The sequence below is a fragment of the Allobosea sp. P1_B10 genome, assembly GCF_056406735.1.
In genome coordinates, this window is record NZ_JBFTZP010000003.1 from 186404 (window position 1) to 201834 (window position 15431).

General features: G+C 61.7%; 13 protein-coding genes. 3 read left to right on the plus strand and 10 right to left on the minus strand.

Annotated features, from left to right (window positions below):
* Genes AC1D2L_RS08355 through AC1D2L_RS08365 form a run of 3 tightly spaced genes read left to right on the plus strand, consistent with a single transcriptional unit; the run spans position 1 to position 8865 of the window.
* Complete coding sequence (locus tag AC1D2L_RS08355; protein ID WP_476845390.1) at positions 1-1533, plus strand: hypothetical protein; 1533 nt, start codon at positions 1-3, stop codon at positions 1531-1533.
* Complete coding sequence (locus AC1D2L_RS08360; protein WP_476845391.1) at positions 1530-6878, plus strand: FtsK/SpoIIIE domain-containing protein; 5349 nt, start codon at positions 1530-1532, stop codon at positions 6876-6878. Before AC1D2L_RS08355 ends, AC1D2L_RS08360 begins: the two co-directional genes overlap by 4 nt.
* Before the next feature lie 10 nt (positions 6879-6888).
* A complete protein-coding gene (locus AC1D2L_RS08365; protein ID WP_476845392.1) occupies positions 6889-8865 on the plus strand; it encodes a DNA phosphorothioation-associated putative methyltransferase in 1977 nt (658 codons plus the stop codon).
* Positions 8866-9441: 576 nt separating this feature from the next.
* On the opposite strand, the gene AC1D2L_RS08370 is transcribed toward AC1D2L_RS08365, so the two are convergent.
* The 10 genes from AC1D2L_RS08370 to AC1D2L_RS08415 all read right to left on the minus strand — a co-directional run bounded on the left by AC1D2L_RS08370 (position 9442) and on the right by AC1D2L_RS08415 (position 15012).
* Positions 9442-10152 (minus strand): hypothetical protein, encoded by a 711-nt coding sequence (locus AC1D2L_RS08370; protein ID WP_476845393.1) that lies wholly within the window; start codon positions 10150-10152, stop codon positions 9442-9444.
* A 124-nt stretch (positions 10153-10276) separates the two neighbouring features.
* On the minus strand, positions 10277-10816 hold the full coding sequence (locus tag AC1D2L_RS08375; protein WP_476845394.1) for a hypothetical protein: 540 nt from the start codon (positions 10814-10816) through the stop codon (positions 10277-10279).
* A gap of 551 nt (positions 10817-11367) precedes the next feature.
* Complete coding sequence (locus AC1D2L_RS08380) at positions 11368-11778, minus strand: hypothetical protein (protein ID WP_476845395.1); 411 nt, start codon at positions 11776-11778, stop codon at positions 11368-11370.
* 86 nt (positions 11779-11864) lie between these two features.
* The gene (locus tag AC1D2L_RS08385; RefSeq protein WP_476845396.1) at positions 11865-12335 is read right to left on the minus strand and encodes a hypothetical protein; all 471 of its coding nucleotides are present in this window, start codon (positions 12333-12335) and stop codon (positions 11865-11867) included.
* A 2-nt stretch (positions 12336-12337) separates the two neighbouring features.
* The gene (locus tag AC1D2L_RS08390; RefSeq protein ID WP_476845397.1) at positions 12338-12541 is read right to left on the minus strand and encodes a hypothetical protein; all 204 of its coding nucleotides are present in this window, start codon (positions 12539-12541) and stop codon (positions 12338-12340) included.
* A 94-nt stretch (positions 12542-12635) separates the two neighbouring features.
* The gene (locus AC1D2L_RS08395) at positions 12636-12908 is read right to left on the minus strand and encodes a hypothetical protein (protein ID WP_476845398.1); all 273 of its coding nucleotides are present in this window, start codon (positions 12906-12908) and stop codon (positions 12636-12638) included.
* 110 nt (positions 12909-13018) lie between these two features.
* Entirely contained in the window at positions 13019-13204 is a 186-nt protein-coding gene (locus AC1D2L_RS08400) for a hypothetical protein (RefSeq protein WP_476845399.1), read from the minus strand.
* Complete coding sequence (locus tag AC1D2L_RS08405; protein WP_476845400.1) at positions 13201-13443, minus strand: hypothetical protein; 243 nt, start codon at positions 13441-13443, stop codon at positions 13201-13203. Before AC1D2L_RS08405 ends, AC1D2L_RS08400 begins: the two co-directional genes overlap by 4 nt.
* Positions 13444-13749: 306 nt before the next feature.
* The gene (locus AC1D2L_RS08410; protein WP_476845401.1) at positions 13750-14223 is read right to left on the minus strand and encodes a hypothetical protein; all 474 of its coding nucleotides are present in this window, start codon (positions 14221-14223) and stop codon (positions 13750-13752) included.
* A gap of 207 nt (positions 14224-14430) precedes the next feature.
* Positions 14431-15012 carry a hypothetical protein gene (locus AC1D2L_RS08415; protein ID WP_476845402.1) on the minus strand — a complete coding sequence of 194 codons (582 nt, stop codon included), beginning with the start codon at positions 15010-15012 and terminating at the stop codon, positions 14431-14433.
* Positions 15013-15431: the final 419 nt, after the last annotated feature.

The following is a 15431-nucleotide window of genomic DNA, read 5'->3' on the forward strand; positions in this document are numbered from 1 at the left end:
ATGAACATGACCTACGCCCCGCCGAAGCCGTTTCCTGCCCCGTCGGGCATGAAGGTCAAGATGTGGCTGGAGCAGCAGATCTGGGGCCATCGGTTTCTCAACGACCAGACGCCCTGGTTGCTTCTTCTCGAAGCTATTGGGATCATGGCCTCCCGCGTCGCGGACAAGAATTGCCCGGCCCTATTCGAGGGGATCGAAGCAGGGCACGAATCGTTCAAGTACACGCTTTACGCCCGCACGAACCTGCGTGCGATCCTATTCAAGGATCGACACATCGACGAGATCGCGGACGGACAGGCGACCTCGGATAGCGTGATGTGGGCGCTTTGGCTCGACCGCGTGCCGGGAGGCCGCGACCGCTTCGGCTACCTCCAGAAGCGCTTTACCAATTTCCGGAGCTTCCGAAACGCCGTCAGCCTCCTCCGAGGGGCAGAAGTTGATGCCGGGAGAAAGCGCCGACCGACCTCACGCCACCTCGCGCCACGAGGCTTCGAAATGCTGTCGGCCGATTACGGAGAGAGGAAATCCGGCTTCGACAAAGACCGCCGCTTCTTCTCCAGAGGCGGCGAGCTTCTCTACATGATGTTAAACCGCAGCGCGTCGCGACCGGAATTGGAAACGGCGGTCCGCGCTCACCTCGGCACGGACAGCCGCTGGAATGCCCTCGCTCGAGTGCTTCAGCCAGCCACCCCGCCAACCGACGAGGTGATGGATTTCGATGTCGGCTACCTTCCGCTGCCGAAGCATCCCGCCTACGACCGCGCCGGCGAGGACTGGCTCGCCATCCTGTCGCTGACGGGCCTTCCCGAGGACAACAAGCCGGAACTGCTGATGCGGCTTTCGGGCCTCTCGGTTGTTCTCTACATGCTCGAGCGCGCCGCCGAGACAGTTGGAGAGAACCCGCCGCCGATGCCTATCGACATGGTGTCGGCCAACACCACCGCCGTGCAGAAAATTTCCAAGGATCAGTTCCGTCGGAATCGCGAACTGACCCGGATGGCGATCCATAGGGTAATCGACGATTTCGTTCAGTCGGAAGACTGGAAGCAGGCCCTGAAACAGGCAAACCCGCACCGCGCCGTATCCGATCTTGTCCAGAACAAATTCGACTACACCGTACAGTCGACTATGCCGCGCGACGTTCCGGATGAGATGCGGCAGTACGCGATCGCCGCCCATGACCAGCACCTCGGACAGGTCACCGGAATTTGCGCCGACCAGATCGGGTTCTGCGTCGCCCGCCGCGGCAACGGCCGCTGGTACGGAGCGAGCGATGGTCTTCTCGAAGCCCTCGTGTTGGCGAATGTCCGCGAGCCGATGGAATACGAAGACTTCCTGAAGCGACTATGGACGCGGTACCGTATCGTCATCGGATCCGAGATCGGCCGCGAACAGTTCGAGGCGGTCAACTATTCCAGCTTCAAGGCCAATCAACGTCTCCTCGAGGACCGCCTGCGCATCCTCGGGCTGGTAAAGCGCCTGTCCGACGACTGCGCGTTCGTGAGCAATCCGTTCTTCGAGAGCAACCGATGACCATCGCGACACTGGCCGTCATCGATCCCGCCCTGAAGCTCATCTCCGACGTCGCCACTAGCCGCGTCATGGAGGATGTCCAAGATAGCCCGGGGCGCAAGTCGCTCTTCCAGATCGTCGCCTTCGACAAGTACATCACCTCGGCGATCGCCAACGAGATTCGCACACGCGTTAGCGGGGCCGAAGTTCATGTTCATCCGAAGCTGAACGATGGCACCATCCCCGGGGAGATGCTGACGGAGGCGAGCGCCACCTATTTCCGTAACAAGGAGAAGAGTCCGGGAGACGGCGTCATCGTCTTCGCCGTGCCGACAGACCATCTCGATGTGGTCGGCGCCACTGTCGGAGAGATCAAGCAGATTTCCGAAGAGACCCTGTCGAAGGCTCCGGACATCTGGATCGAGCGCTGCGCCAACCTCTCGACATTGAGGCCGCAGGAAAAACGGACCCTTTCCAGCTTCATTCAGGGAGCGATGGCGGCCAATCTGGTGACCAATGGACTGCGGATGCTCGCCGTCCTGCTGATCGAACTCGACGGCCACTTCGCAGCTATGCCGATCAACCGTGCTCTGGATCTGGCGCTGCCTGCGCTTCGCATCCCTGGCGGGGCTGGGCGGTTTAAGGAATTTGGCAGCAAGGGTCGGGCGAAATCCGTCGACAGTTGGGCCGCAGAACTCAATGAGATCAGGATCAAGGCTGAGGATGCCCTCTACCTTCGGAACTCGAAGGGGGAAAGCGTCCCGCGCGAGCGTCTCGTGGACCGCCTCACCGGGATGATCGCCGAAGGACGCGTGACAGACGACGACGCCAAAGTCCTGAAGGCGCTTGTTGAGGATCGCTCGATCATTCCAGGACGCTGGCAGCCAAGTCAGGAAGCCGCATCGAAACTGAACTGGAGTCTTTTCGAGGACCTGCTGAAATCGAGCAGGACGACAGCCAAGCAGGATCTCGGCGACGAGACGGCGGAGTTCTTCAGAACGACCAACTCGTCGCCGCTCTCCCAGGAAGATAGCAAACTGCTCGACTCCGTCGTCAGCACGGACGATGCCGATGAGGACGAAAGGGACTTTTTCTTCCGCCACCGCGAGGACATCAAGGTCAATAAGAAGCTGCTCAAACGATGGGAGAGCTTCGTCTTCCGCAAGACCGAGCAGCACCCAGACCTCCTGTCTGGTATCCTGCTGGCCGCTTCCGACCTCGTAGCATCGATCACGGCGATGCCCGAAGACCCCGTGCTCGTCATCAAACTCGACGGTGCCAATAGGCTCGCGTACTGGCAGAGCAAGAACGGCGATGTCTGTCGCTACATGCGAGACCGCTACCGGGGGCTTCCCGGCATGCTCTCGAAGGTTGCCCTCTGTGACTTCGGCGGCCTCTGGGCCCTCAGCAATGAGTGGGACACTTCTAGCGCATCGCGTTCCGGAGCTGAGGCGCGCCAGTTCAAGTTCGACATTTTCGTCATGGCACGGAAGGACCTGCCCGAGAGCGAGCATGGATCCGCCGACATCCCGAAGGACACCCTCAAGGTCGCGATCTACACCACGCAGCTCGTCTGGGATATGCCCGCGAACTCGCTAGCAGAGGCGTATTCCTCGAACATGCGGGAACTCGCCCGCCCAGATGAGGAGTGTGGCCTTATCGAGGGTAGGTTCTCACGCGCACAGCGGACCGACCGAGCCTCTGACGGCGTGCTCGACCTGGAAGACAGAGGCACGTTCCAGGACGTCTACGACAAGCCAGACGGCCTCTTCATCAATGTCAACGATCCGTCGCGCGACATATTCGCCAACATTGAACGCGCCCTTCATGAATTCGCAAGTGACGGCATCCTGACAAAACACGATGCCGACGCCATCCGATCGGACATGGCCAGGTTCCGGACGTCCTACGGGAAAGCGATGCACGCGTTCATCGACAAGGACGGTCGAGGTCTGGACGAGGAAGCGATCATCGAACAATCACGCCTGTTCGGAACTTTCCTGTCCACGCTGCGCAAGCTTGCGCGCGAGGACAAGTGCCGAACGGAGCTGTGGCGGCGGGCGCTGTCGATCGGCATCGCGTCGTCCGAGGACGCACCGTTCGTCGCGATCTCCTGTCCGTGGCACCCGTTCCGGTTAGCCGAGGCCAAAGTCAAGGCCGAGAGGATCGCGGCAGCGCTCGGTGAGGTGATGAAGTTCGGGGGCAACAGCTCCGATCTTCGGACTTTCGCTCGCAATGCCACCGCCGCGATCGATCGGGGTTGGCATCCGACGATGTCGCTCGTGCCGGCAAACACCCGGCCAGGTCTGCTCGTCGAGACCGAGCACTTTGCTCAATTCGGCCTCATGGAACCGCCTACCAAGGCTGAGGGAGCGGACGATGCCTTTGAAGGCCAGTCCCGCGAGGCCACGGCCGAATTCCTCACAGTCGCGCAGGAATACCTGGATCTCAGTCCGCATGAGCGGGCGAACTTCTCGGTCGTGCTCTACAACGCCGACAACCGCGACCTGCCGTCTAGGTTGGCCGATGCACTCGCGCGAAAGATCGAGAACGAGACCGACCTTCGCTGTGACCTCATCCTGACCCACACGCGGCAGGAGCGGCTCCGCCAGATCTACGCCGAGCAGAACGTAACGATCAGCAACGAGCTCGATGGTGTTCTGGCGAGCGAGGCGGCACAGAGCTTCCTGTCGCGCCTGAGAGTCGGTTTCCTTGACGTCGATGCGGTGAGTTCCAGCGATAGTCGCACCGCAGACATGGTCTTTCTGCACGATGTCATAGCTCGGAGCGCGCAAGCGAGCTGGAGGCGGATCGATCGCCCGAAGGATGGCTGGCCGAGCTTCCGTGACCATGTTCCCGACCTCGAGACACGCCGCAGGAGCCACGAGCGCGGCACGCAGAAGACCGAAGTCCTGCTGATCCCGGCCGTCCGTCCCTTGGAGGTGCAGGCCTATGTCGACCTCGTCCATGACCTGCATCAGGACGACCGGGACGATGGCAAGGATCACTTCGTCCCGGTCCGGGAAATCCGCTTCGATGACGAAACCGTGAAAAAGGTGATCGAGCAAGCCCACAATGTCGCATCCTGGGTTGTGACATATGACGGGATCGCCGACCGCCAGCTTCTTCGCAACAATGACATCACCGTCATTCGCTACGGCACCCGTCCTGGATCAGCGCACAACGTCATCGTGTCCACGAAGAAGGCCGACCGGACGCTGCTCAAGCGGCTCCGGGATAACGTCACCACGATCCTGGGCTCATCGGGACGGTCCGAGTCCCTCGCCGACATGTTCTTTAAGGAGGCCGCTACGATCTCCGGTCGCGTTGTCCTGAGGGCGGCGCGGATCGAACGAAACACGTTCGAATTGATGGGGCTCGTGCTCAGCAAGATGGTGATCGCCGACTCGTTGCCGTCGGACCTGACCGCGGTCGCCTGGATCTATCTCGACGATTTCGTGGAATGGCTCGGTCATCCGAAAGGGAAGCGGGCCGACATTCTGCTCGTCTGCATCGGGGACCGGGACGGAATGCCGTTCGCGGAGCTCGTCGTGATCGAAGCCAAATGCGTCGGCGAAACGGGCGAAGCCGCAGAATCGGTCTCGTCGCTTCAACAAACCGAGGCGAGCACGAACGACTTGAAGGAGCGCATCGTTCTGGATGGCGACGGTCTCAACAGGGCCACGTGGAGAGGACGTCTCGCCGATCTCATTCTCGAGCACGGCATGGTGCCGGCCGGATCGAAGGAGCGGAGCCTGCATCGCTGGGCGGATATGATCCGGTCCGATGAAGCCGACATCGGCATCCGAGGCCTGTCACTCGTCTTCATTCATGACCTGATCAACACCAAGCCTCCGGCAAATTTGCCAGGTAGCGGCGAGCAGGCGCAGTATCTGTTCGACCGCAGCGACATCGCCCGCATCCTCACCCGCATCGACGAGGACAACCCAGCGAAGACGGTGACGATTGCGTTGCCGCCTCCGGCGCGCTCGGTCGCTGCCGGAAACAACGCCTCGAACTCGCCCGCCGAGATGAAGGGGACGAAGTCGGATCAGCCCGTCCTCCATCATCCAGCCCCCGCCGAGCCGACCGGGACGGCATCCCCCATCACCGAACCGGACACGAAACCCGATCAGGCAGCCGAGCTCCCGGCGGGAGCAAGCTTCCCGGCCCCGGTCGAGGACTACCTGAATGCCTTTCCTACGGCCAAGATGGTCGACGACTCCCGTGAATGGCTCGAGACGACCAAGGGCCGCCTGAGGGTCGCGCTTCGTGGTTACGGCCTTGACGCCGAGATCATCGGCGACCGTCTCACCCCCAATTCCGCCCTGATCAAGTTCAGAGGTGGTGAGAAGATGACGGTCGCCGAGGTGATGAAGCGCCGCCAGACGCTGATGACCTCTCATGCGATCGACGTCCAGGCGGCGCGACCAGGCCTCGGCGAAGTCGTAGTCGTGGTCAACCGTCCCCACCGGGCGATCCTGGGGCTGGCCGAGCTTTGGAAGCGCCGCGGACTGGTCGACGGCGCCCCGATGCAGAATGGCAGCTTCCTGATAGGCGAGCGCGAACTCGACGGGGAGCTTCTGTATCTCAACCTCACTAGCGGTTTTGGTGGCCAGCCCATGCATGGTCCGCACACTCTGATCGCGGGCGAGACAGGCGGCGGCAAGGGCGTGCTAACCCGGAACATTCTGCTCGACCTTCTTGCGACGAACTCTCCGACTAATGCCCGGGTTAGGTTCGTCGATCCGAAGATGGGTGCTGACTATCCGTGGCTACGAACGATGCCACATCTGGACGGTGACATCGTCACCGACAAAACGAGCGCGATCGAGACGCTGCGGGAACTCGTCGACGAGATGGAGCGCCGCTATTCGGAGATAACGAAGGCGGAAGCCGCGAACATCGATAGATACAATGCAAAAGTCGATCCGGCCGCTCGGCTGCCCCGCATCTATCTATTCCACGATGAGATCGGTGACTGGATGGCCGATGGCGATGATTACAGCGACGCGGTGTCGAGTTATGTCGTCAGGCTTGCTTCGAAGGCGCGCGCAGCGGGAATTCACCTATTTCTGATCACGCAGAGGCCGGACAAGGATGCGCTACCCGGCCAGGTGAAGGCCAACATCAACAACAAGATCTGCCTGAAGACGAGTTCGGCTATCAACTCGAATATCGTTCTCGATTCCTCGGGTGCGGAGGAGTTGTTGGGCCAAGGCCACTTCGCGGCGCGACTTGCCAATGAACCCATCCGAAATCAATCTCCCTTGATTATAGGCCAGGCCCCGTTCATCGACGATGACGACGCGATCGATCTCGCCGACGCCATCACCTCGCATTGGGGACGACGCCAGCGAACTTGACGAGGGCTGAATGAAGGTCGGGAAGCGCATCGGAGGATACGTCTATGTCCACCGCGACGCGGCTGACCTCCTCGGGGAGAGGGAAGTCCGGGCGCTTGCGGACGCCCGAGCCGTAGTTCCGCAGGCCCAATGGAATGTCGCCAAAATCGGTGAGGAGTCGGTTTCGCTGCTCCTCTACGAGAGCTTCGATGCGAGCGCATTCCCGGCGCTCCTGCGGTCGACGAAGATTGTAGGGCCTGCTCCCGCGGTGACGGACTACTCGAGCCGGGACAGCCCTCCCATCCTCCACCGCAAGGAGCTCCTGCTCCGTCCCAACGACCCGCGCATCCCACGGTTCGCCGCGCTCACCGCATCCGCCGAGAAACACGGGCTGTTCAAGGACGCAAAGACGATCGGCACTAGGCGCCGCTGGATGACGATCATGACCATGGCTGGGTTGGAGCTGCGCGGGCACGATCTGGTTCGACCGACTTCGGAACCGGATGTCGCGCGTCACAAGACGGCGATCACCCGGCGTGACCTGTCGCAACCGATGTCACTCGCGATGCGGCTCGGCATCGTCCATCCAGGTGCAACAGTGCTCGACTATGGCTGTGGCCAAGGCGACGATGTCGCGGCGCTCGTCGGAGCAGGGTTCGACGCAGTTGGCTGGGACCCGCATCACGCGCCGGACGGGCCGCTGCGTCCGTCGTCTGTCGTCAACTGCGGCTTCGTCCTCAACGTCATCGAAGACCCGGTTGAACGAATGCAGGTTCTGAAGTCGGCGTGGCAACATGCCGAGCGTGCGCTCCTCGTCTCGGTAATGACCATCGGCAAGGGCGAAGTGACTAGACTCCGGCCGTATGGCGACGGATTCCTCACCGCACGGGGCACCTTCCAGAGATACTTCCGACAGGACGAGCTGCGTGACCTCGTTGCCAGGGGCACAGGACAACAGCCGCTTTACCTGGCCCCTGGCATCGTCGCTGCCTTTCGAGACAGTAATCTGGAGCAAGAGGTCTCGTATCGGCGTCGCTCCCGCGCGGCCGCTCTGGCGTCCGGTTTCACAGTCCCGCCGCGACCTCAGAGGCCGCCGGCGGCAACCCGAAACGGCGACGAGAGGCTCCGCGTCCGGATTGGCGTTCACCTTGAAGCGCTGTGGCGGACCGCACTTGAGATAGGCCGCATCCCACGACCGGTTGAGATGTCGCCGGACATCGCCGAAGCGCTCGAGTGCGCGCGGATATCGGCGGAACGAGCGATCCGCATGTGCATCGACATGGGATTCGGTGACACGGGGCTTGCCGAGGCCGCGACCGCCCGCCGCGATGACCTCCTGGTCCACTTTGCACTCACGCTGTTCCCCGGCGCGCCTCGCTACGCCTCGCTGCCTGCGAGCATGCAGAGAGATGTGAAGGCTTTTTTCGGAAGTCACGCCAGGATGATGGACGAAGCAACCCGGCTCCTGCACTCGGCGGGACGGAAGGACGCTCTCGAAACCGCCATTGTTACGGCCGTGTCCGCCGGGCTAGGCGGGGTAAAGGCTGGACGGTTCTCATTCACACTGCCGACGGTGCCCCGACTTCCGACGGTCCTGCGAGCGTTTGTCGGATGCGCCGAGGTTCTGCACGAGGACCTGTCCTCATTCGATTATGCCGAAATGGACAGCGAAGCCGCGCTCCTTACGGCCTATCGATGCGATAGACCCGATAGCGCGTTTCCGAAGATCATCGAGAGCTCTTGCACTGATTTGCGAGCGCTAAAGACCAAGCGACGACAGGGCGGCGACCGCATTCTCTATCTTAGGCACCTCCACATGCCATCGGACGCCCCGGGTCGGGAGGCGCAGCGAGGTTATGACGCAAAACTTCTGGCGGCCGGCATCATTGCTGAAGACGGCAGCGGCCCCGGCGCCAGCGGTCTCGCTTCCCTCTTGGCGGGGGCGGGACGTGATGGACCGGTCGCGGAGCCGTGCCAGAAGCACGGCGTTAGCAATGCCAACATCTGAAAATGAAAACCACGGTTCGGCGGAATGGAAGCGCCCGAGGCTAGCCGGCGGCAACACGGTCCGTGATCGCGGACCAGCGTGCGAGCGTTCGGAGAATCTCGGAGGCTTCCGCCGCGGCGATGATTGCCCGCGCCACGGCGCGGCTGCGCTTGGCTTCGCCTTCCGGAACCGCGCCCCCGGTCCGCCGCCGACCTTCTCGGCCACCGCCTCGGCGCTCGCGATGATGTTGCGGTCGCGGTCGAGGGCGGCGGCTATCTGAGAGAGACATGTGTTGCACCCGGGCGGCGTCGCGGCGGGTCGGAGCGGAGGCTGCGGGCGATCCGGCGTCCGGCGAAGCGGGATTCAGCAGCCCGTCGGCAACAGTGGAAGGCGAGGACATCGAGAAACTCCTGAGGACCAATGGCTTCAAGAATTCTTCCGTGGCGTGCAACAAACGAGTATGCTGATGTTCAATCCGAGTTTCAAAGTTCGCAAAGAGCGAACGAATGCGGTCGCGAATAACCCCGCATTTCGCAGGGTTCTCAGGGTCCCCGGCCGCGACATTCGACTGAGAGCAGTCGTCCACCAACTTCTTGTCTACCTTCCGATATTGCCTAAATATGCACCTCTGTGCCCCGGGCAATTTTGGATGCCGTTCTGCAACCTGGGAGAGGCGTCGCTGACGAGGATGGTAACGTCCGTCGCGAGGGAGCAGAGGCTCCTATTCTGACAAACGAGGTTACCGGTGTCCGCGCACCCCGCCGGTAACCGGTTATCCGGGAAGCCGCCGTAGCGCTGACAAACAACCCTTAATCCTCCGGGACCGCTCTGCTCCGCGCAGCCGGCCGCCCAATTGCCGCTGACGATTCTTTGCTTGTTCGAGGCCGCATTGGTTGGAGTTGGTTTCTGGGTCGGGGTCACCTTCTGCGGCGAGCTTGCAGCAGGTTGCGACACACTCTGACTGGCAGGCTTGCCGAAAGTTGCCTCGTATTCAGCCCTCGTCATTACTTTTTGCGATGCCAACTGACGGTTAATGGCTGACAATCGTTGGACAATCGGCTCGGAATTCCGAATGCCGCATTTCTCCCTGGCGATCTCTGTAACCTTTTCTCGGGGAAGACGTCTTTCTGCCTGCGTCACGACGTAAGTCTTCATGCAATTCACGAAACGATCGCCTTCGATCTTCAGCCTATCCAGTAAGATCCTACTCTCCTCATGAAGATTATCTTGAGCAGATGCTTGGCCGCTGCACAGGTCCAACAGGACAAGACCCATGCCAAATAGGAAACTGCGGTATGTTGCCTTCATTGTCAGCCTCCGACACGTCCAACTAAGAATCTCATCAGTGCTCGAAAGGCTAAGGGCGCAGGCAATGAGTCGTGAAAGCATGAGTGATCGTCTGCACCCAATGATCGGGTGATGGCGGCGCTATCTATCCGCCAGTCCCTACCACCACGGTTTCCAGGCGGCAGAATTCGGACCTCTTCAGATCGTTCTGTGTCAGGATCGACCAACGGCCGATCTGCCGTTCGACCTGCCCGGCCTCAGGCCGCTCAGCGGACCGGGATGCGACGAGGTGTGTTGCGCGATGGGCTAAGCAGTCGGAAGCTCCCCGCTCCCGGCACGCCTGGTAGTCGAGCATCGACGCCAAGTTCGCTGCGGATCTGATGGCGCGCTGTCCCGAGTAGGGCATCGGTGCCTGATCGTCGCGGATCAGGTTGGTGAGGATCGCGATCTCTTGGTCAGGAATCTCGCTGCGAAGGGCATCCATCCGCTTGCGGATTATGTCCCTGTCTTCATCCGACGCGATCGCGACCTTCGGGAAACAATCCAAATCGTTCTGTGGCGGAGCCTCCGGCGCGCGTACTAGACGCCAGATGGATGCAGTAATGGGGCCTCGGTCGCCTGCAATGTAACCTCCTGCTGCGCCCAACAGAATCCCGGCGAGAATGCCGATAGCTACCTTGCTCATGAAAGCCCCCAGAACCAATCAGACAGTTACTGCATTCCCTGCCGTTGTCTATCACCTTCCTGGGTGATGCAGCGAAGACGCGCCCCCACGCTCCATGAACCCAATCCTGAGATCACCGGCGGGAATTCCGGAAGAGGCCGATCCAACTATCTCGGCATCAACCCCGGCAACGGCAGCGGCGGCAACGGCCACGAGGCATCCCAGCTCGGACGCGGGAACGGGACCTCCAGCAGGGGAAACTCATCGACCGGTTCGATCGCCTCGGCCAGGGTCCATGGCCCTGACGTCAGGTCGAGGCTGGGGCGACGCCATTCTGCCCGGAGGCAGGCAAGGGCGTCGTCGATGGCGGCTTGGAGATCAGGACTCTGTGGCATGATCCGCCTTCCGAGCGAGCCTTGCGCGCGACCGGATGAGCTCGGGCGATGGGTTGTTGAAGCTTTCGGCGCGGCCCTGACCCTCATCCCGCCGTGCATAATACGTGGACATCAAACCCCTCCCGCGCCCAATGAAGCCAAGCATGAGTCCACCGGCGGGAATTCGGGAAGAAGGACTCAGATCGCCCGCATACCCCGAAGGGCCTCGACATGCTCCGGGCCGCTGGTTTCACCCAACTCATAAAAGCGCCCGATGGTCCGAACCCAGCGCAGGCCGCAGTCGGCAACGATGACACCCGACGTATTCGATTGAAGCCGCCTATGCGGCTCCCAAGGGTGCCTTGAAATCCACCCGACGAGGTATCCTGCCTCACCCTCGTAGCAGACACGCCATCTGTCGATGTGCGCGGTCTGGGCGAGGTCGGCATCGCTGGGCCGCCAGCCCGCGATCAGCCGGTCAATGTCCTCGATCAGGCTGTTGAGGTCGTCCGGGCCGTATACGCCACCGGCACCGACGGGCGGGTGATCGCGCAGCTTGCGAAAGCTCCGGGCGAGCTCGTGGAGATCGGTCGTTTCGGTGGTAGGCATCGCGGGCGTCCTCATTAAACTCGCGACGTTATAGGGATCCGATCGATCCCGGAGCCCGGCTTCGGTACCAGTCGTCAACGCGCAGGTCATGACGACCTCCGAAGGCGACTGAGCTTCTCTGCCACTCCAGGTCCCATGGGCCGATACGGAGGCGCGCTATGATACTGCCTCCCGACGATCGCTTTCGCGAAGTTGTCCGAAGTCTGCCACCGAGGCTCCACATCGAGGAAAGCATCCGAGGCGGCCCTCGAAAGCACGACCTTCTCTGAGGTACTGGCAGCGAGCCAGTCTTGATCGACCTCGTCGGGAAGCGCGGCGATGACGTACCCCCTCGCGTTCACGATCCGCATCGCCTTGGTCATCACCAAGTCGTCCAGTTCGTCGATCACGGCCCGCGGCGGCACGCGCGATCCCGTTCTGGAATGAGTGTACGCGGTAAGCGTACCTCGCGGGCGGCCGGTGAGCCTCGAGAGTTCCGGCAGGTCGACGCCGAGTTCGTGCCAAAGCTCGCGGAAACGGGTCGTGCGCGGATGCGGGTGGGTGTCGGGCTTGGTCATGGTCAGTACCCAGCCAGCTTGAGGCCGAGCAGGCAGACGACCGTGAAGCCGAGGGCCGGGGCCAGGCGCTTCGACGCGGCGCGGAGGACATCCCAAACAGAGAAGAGGACATCCAAAAAGACCATCAGCCCCCGGTCGTAGGCGCGGATGATGGCGAGGTTCTCGAAAGCGACCCTTGCGCTTGAGGTTTTGGCGTCGGTGTTCATGGTCTCGCTCCTTAGCTCGGAGGTCGTTCCCTCCTCGAAGCCGCCCGGGCGTAGGGCGGCTCGGAGGAAGGCCGGGCGGGTGCCCGGCATCCGATCAAGCAGCTTCCGGCTGGCGGGCATCGGCGATCTCGCTCTTGAGCTTGTCGAGCGCATCAGCCCATCCCTCGGTTCGGGAGACCCGGAACGAGTAATCGGGAAGATCTACGAATATTTCGACACGCGGCTGGGGGAAGCCGTCGTAGTAGGTTCGGGTGGTCTCGTAGGTTCCGCCCTGGTCGGACACGAATTTCCGGAAAGCGCGATAGTCCTTGGCTTCGAACGAGGCGAGTTTCGCCTTGATCTGTGCCGGGGTGAGCTTGGTCGCCATCTGAATCCCTTTCTTATGATGCTCTGGTTCGGAGGTTGGCCCTCCCCAGAACCGAGGTCGACGTCTCGGTCGGCTCTGGGGAAGGCCGGGCTGGAGGCCCGGCTCCTCGATCAGGCGGCTTCGGCCATCTCGATCTCACGGACGCTGCGGTAGCCCTTGCGGGCGGCAGCGATGGCCCGCGCTTCAGTCTCGTAGATATCGAGACGGAGGCTCTCGTCGTCCCTCTCGACGACGACGGCCCAAATCCTGTTGGGCTCCAGGCGCCCGCCTGCGGTGCGGTAGTCGCCCGCGATCACGAAGGCGTCTCCGGCTTTGATCGACGAGAGGTCGAAAACGCCGTCTCGGACCCGAAGATAAACTCGCTGGGGATCGACCGCGTTTTTACCGTCGAGGCGAGCGCCCAATTGTGTCCGCGCTTGTGTCCGACGAAAATAGGGCTCTCCAGCGCGCCGCCGTCGAGTTCGTAGGTCCTGGTCTTCACGTAGCCTTTGGGCTCCTCAACCGTTTCCCTGTTGATGTCGATGAAGTTGGGCATCTTCTCGGTTCCTTCCCTCATGAGCTTGCTCCAGAGACCGGCGTTGCTCATAGCCGATAAGAGAATGATGCGTGCGCGCATCGTCGGCGTAAATAGCCGGTGATGAAATATTTCAGGGATATTTCATGAAAACTTGCAAAACAATTTGACGATATTCGATTTTGGCAAGCGTTATTTATTTGAACGCGTCAACAACTTTGCGAAAACGCAGCACGATATTCGAACAAGATCGAGCCGGTGCGCCGCCGGTGGCGGGTGCTGACGGCCGAAAGGGCGGGCGGGATTTGAGGTCCCGCCCGCCGTTGGTCACGCTGCCGCGGCCGTCGTTTCGAGCTTCAGGCGTCGGCAGTACCGGCGCTTCAAACGCCAGTTACGATCGACGATGTGTCGGATCGCAACGGCTGGATTCCGATACGCTCGGAGATGATGATGACCATCGACCAGGTTATCGACCTTCCCGATCGTATGGACCATCAATCCGCCGGACATGCCGTACTCGTCGACAACGAACGAGCCCCACCCCTCGAGGCCGGTCTTTCCGAACGGGCCCTTGTATGGCCACGCCCAGACCCAGCCCTTCGAGCTAAGTCTCAGGTCCAGGATGTACCCATCCTCGTCGAAAACGCGCACTCGCTCGTGATCGATGAGCAGGATGTCCATCCCCTTGATCGCGACAGCCGTCTCGATCGGCTCCACACCGAAGTCGGTGAGGTCCCAAGTAATGTAGCACATGTCAAACAGCCTCTCAGATGCAAACAAGTCGCCTTGCTCAGCGACCATGTAATTATCCGTTGACTGCTTGATGCCGTCAAATCGACGACAAAACATGTGTGAAATCAATACATAGAACTGATCGTAATTACGGTGATATAATCATTCTAATACGCTAAAACAGGGTGCGACATTTTGCCGTCTTACTTGGAAACACGGAATTACCTGGATTCGACGCTGAATCGGGCCGCTTTCAGGGTCTGAGGGGCTTCTGGCCTATGACCGCCAATCCCGCTCGATCTGCCGGGCCAGCTCGCGGACGAAGGCCGTCTGCACGACGTCGCGCCGGGCGGCGCCCTCGACGACCTGATTGTACGGCAGCCGAGGCCTGTACCGAGCAGTCGACTGGATCGTCAGCAGCCGAGTGAGCTTACCGATGACGCGGATCCCGCGTCGCTTGGCCCGGCGCCAGTACCTCTTCACGCCGCCGACGATGCCGAAGAAGGTGCCTGGACGGTGGGTGGCTTCGTACGGCTTCGGATCGACGCCATCGCTCCAACCGGCGCGGGCGGCGTTCTCGGCTTGAAGCTCCCGGGAGAGGCGCTTCACCAGTCCGCGTGGGATGCCGCCTCGAGCATCCTGGCGGATGCCGCCGGTGAAGACATCCTTGATGCCACCGGCGCCGGGGTCACCGGGCTTTCGCTCACCGCCCTCGATCTGAAGACGGAGGTACGCCGCCTGCGCGGGCTGGGCGCGGACAGCCGCCGACATCGAAGTCAGGTCGCCTCCCGACTTGGCCTTGTCGACGCGAAAGGCGCGCATCGTGAAAGCGCTCGGCCGGTCGAAGTCCCTCTCCATCGCCGCCTTCAGCCCGCGCTGGGCGTCGAACGCGATGCCGTCTCACTCGGTGAATCCCAACGCCAACGATTCAGTCGTTCGGAATCGCGTTTCAGATCACAGGAGTAATGTGCGCGACCGTTCCAGAGGCCCCGTCACCGACGAACGATAGGTTCAAGCCGTCGCTTCAGGCGAGTGGCTACCTGACCCCGGGCGAAACCGGCCGCTAGCAACCGAGCCTTCGCTCCGGATACGATGGACCGAAGCCACTCCGGAGGCGTGGAAGCCTTCTCCGCCGCGTCGTCGATAGCCCCCAGCAGAGACTGCACGAGGGCGCGATCCACGTCATCGATCTCCGGCGTCGCCGACGCTGCCAGCCGGGCACGATACCGGCGCATGTAAGCCCGATGCGTCTCCGTGCCTGTCGTGCTCGGTCGTCC

Excerpts from the sequence above, each read along its gene's own strand:
- AC1D2L_RS08365 (WP_476845392.1), top strand. The coding sequence starts at position 6,889 with ATGAAGGTCGGGAAGCGCATCGGAGGATACGTCTATGTCCACCGCGAC.
- AC1D2L_RS08405 (WP_476845400.1), bottom strand. The coding sequence starts at position 13,443 with ATGCCCAACTTCATCGACATCAACAGGGAAACGGTTGAGGAGCCCAAA.
- AC1D2L_RS08395 (WP_476845398.1), bottom strand. The coding sequence starts at position 12,908 with ATGGCGACCAAGCTCACCCCGGCACAGATCAAGGCGAAACTCGCCTCG.
- AC1D2L_RS08380 (WP_476845395.1), bottom strand. The coding sequence starts at position 11,778 with ATGCCTACCACCGAAACGACCGATCTCCACGAGCTCGCCCGGAGCTTT.
- AC1D2L_RS08410 (WP_476845401.1), bottom strand. The coding sequence starts at position 14,223 with ATGGTCGCTGAGCAAGGCGACTTGTTTGCATCTGAGAGGCTGTTTGAC.
- AC1D2L_RS08370 (WP_476845393.1), bottom strand. The coding sequence starts at position 10,152 with ATGAAGGCAACATACCGCAGTTTCCTATTTGGCATGGGTCTTGTCCTG.
- AC1D2L_RS08375 (WP_476845394.1), bottom strand. The coding sequence starts at position 10,816 with ATGAGCAAGGTAGCTATCGGCATTCTCGCCGGGATTCTGTTGGGCGCA.
- AC1D2L_RS08390 (WP_476845397.1), bottom strand. The coding sequence starts at position 12,541 with ATGAACACCGACGCCAAAACCTCAAGCGCAAGGGTCGCTTTCGAGAAC.
- AC1D2L_RS08415 (WP_476845402.1), bottom strand. The coding sequence starts at position 15,012 with ATGGAGAGGGACTTCGACCGGCCGAGCGCTTTCACGATGCGCGCCTTT.
- AC1D2L_RS08360 (WP_476845391.1), top strand. The coding sequence starts at position 1,530 with ATGACCATCGCGACACTGGCCGTCATCGATCCCGCCCTGAAGCTCATC.
- AC1D2L_RS08355 (WP_476845390.1), top strand. The coding sequence starts at position 1 with ATGAACATGACCTACGCCCCGCCGAAGCCGTTTCCTGCCCCGTCGGGC.
- AC1D2L_RS08385 (WP_476845396.1), bottom strand. The coding sequence starts at position 12,335 with ATGACCAAGCCCGACACCCACCCGCATCCGCGCACGACCCGTTTCCGC.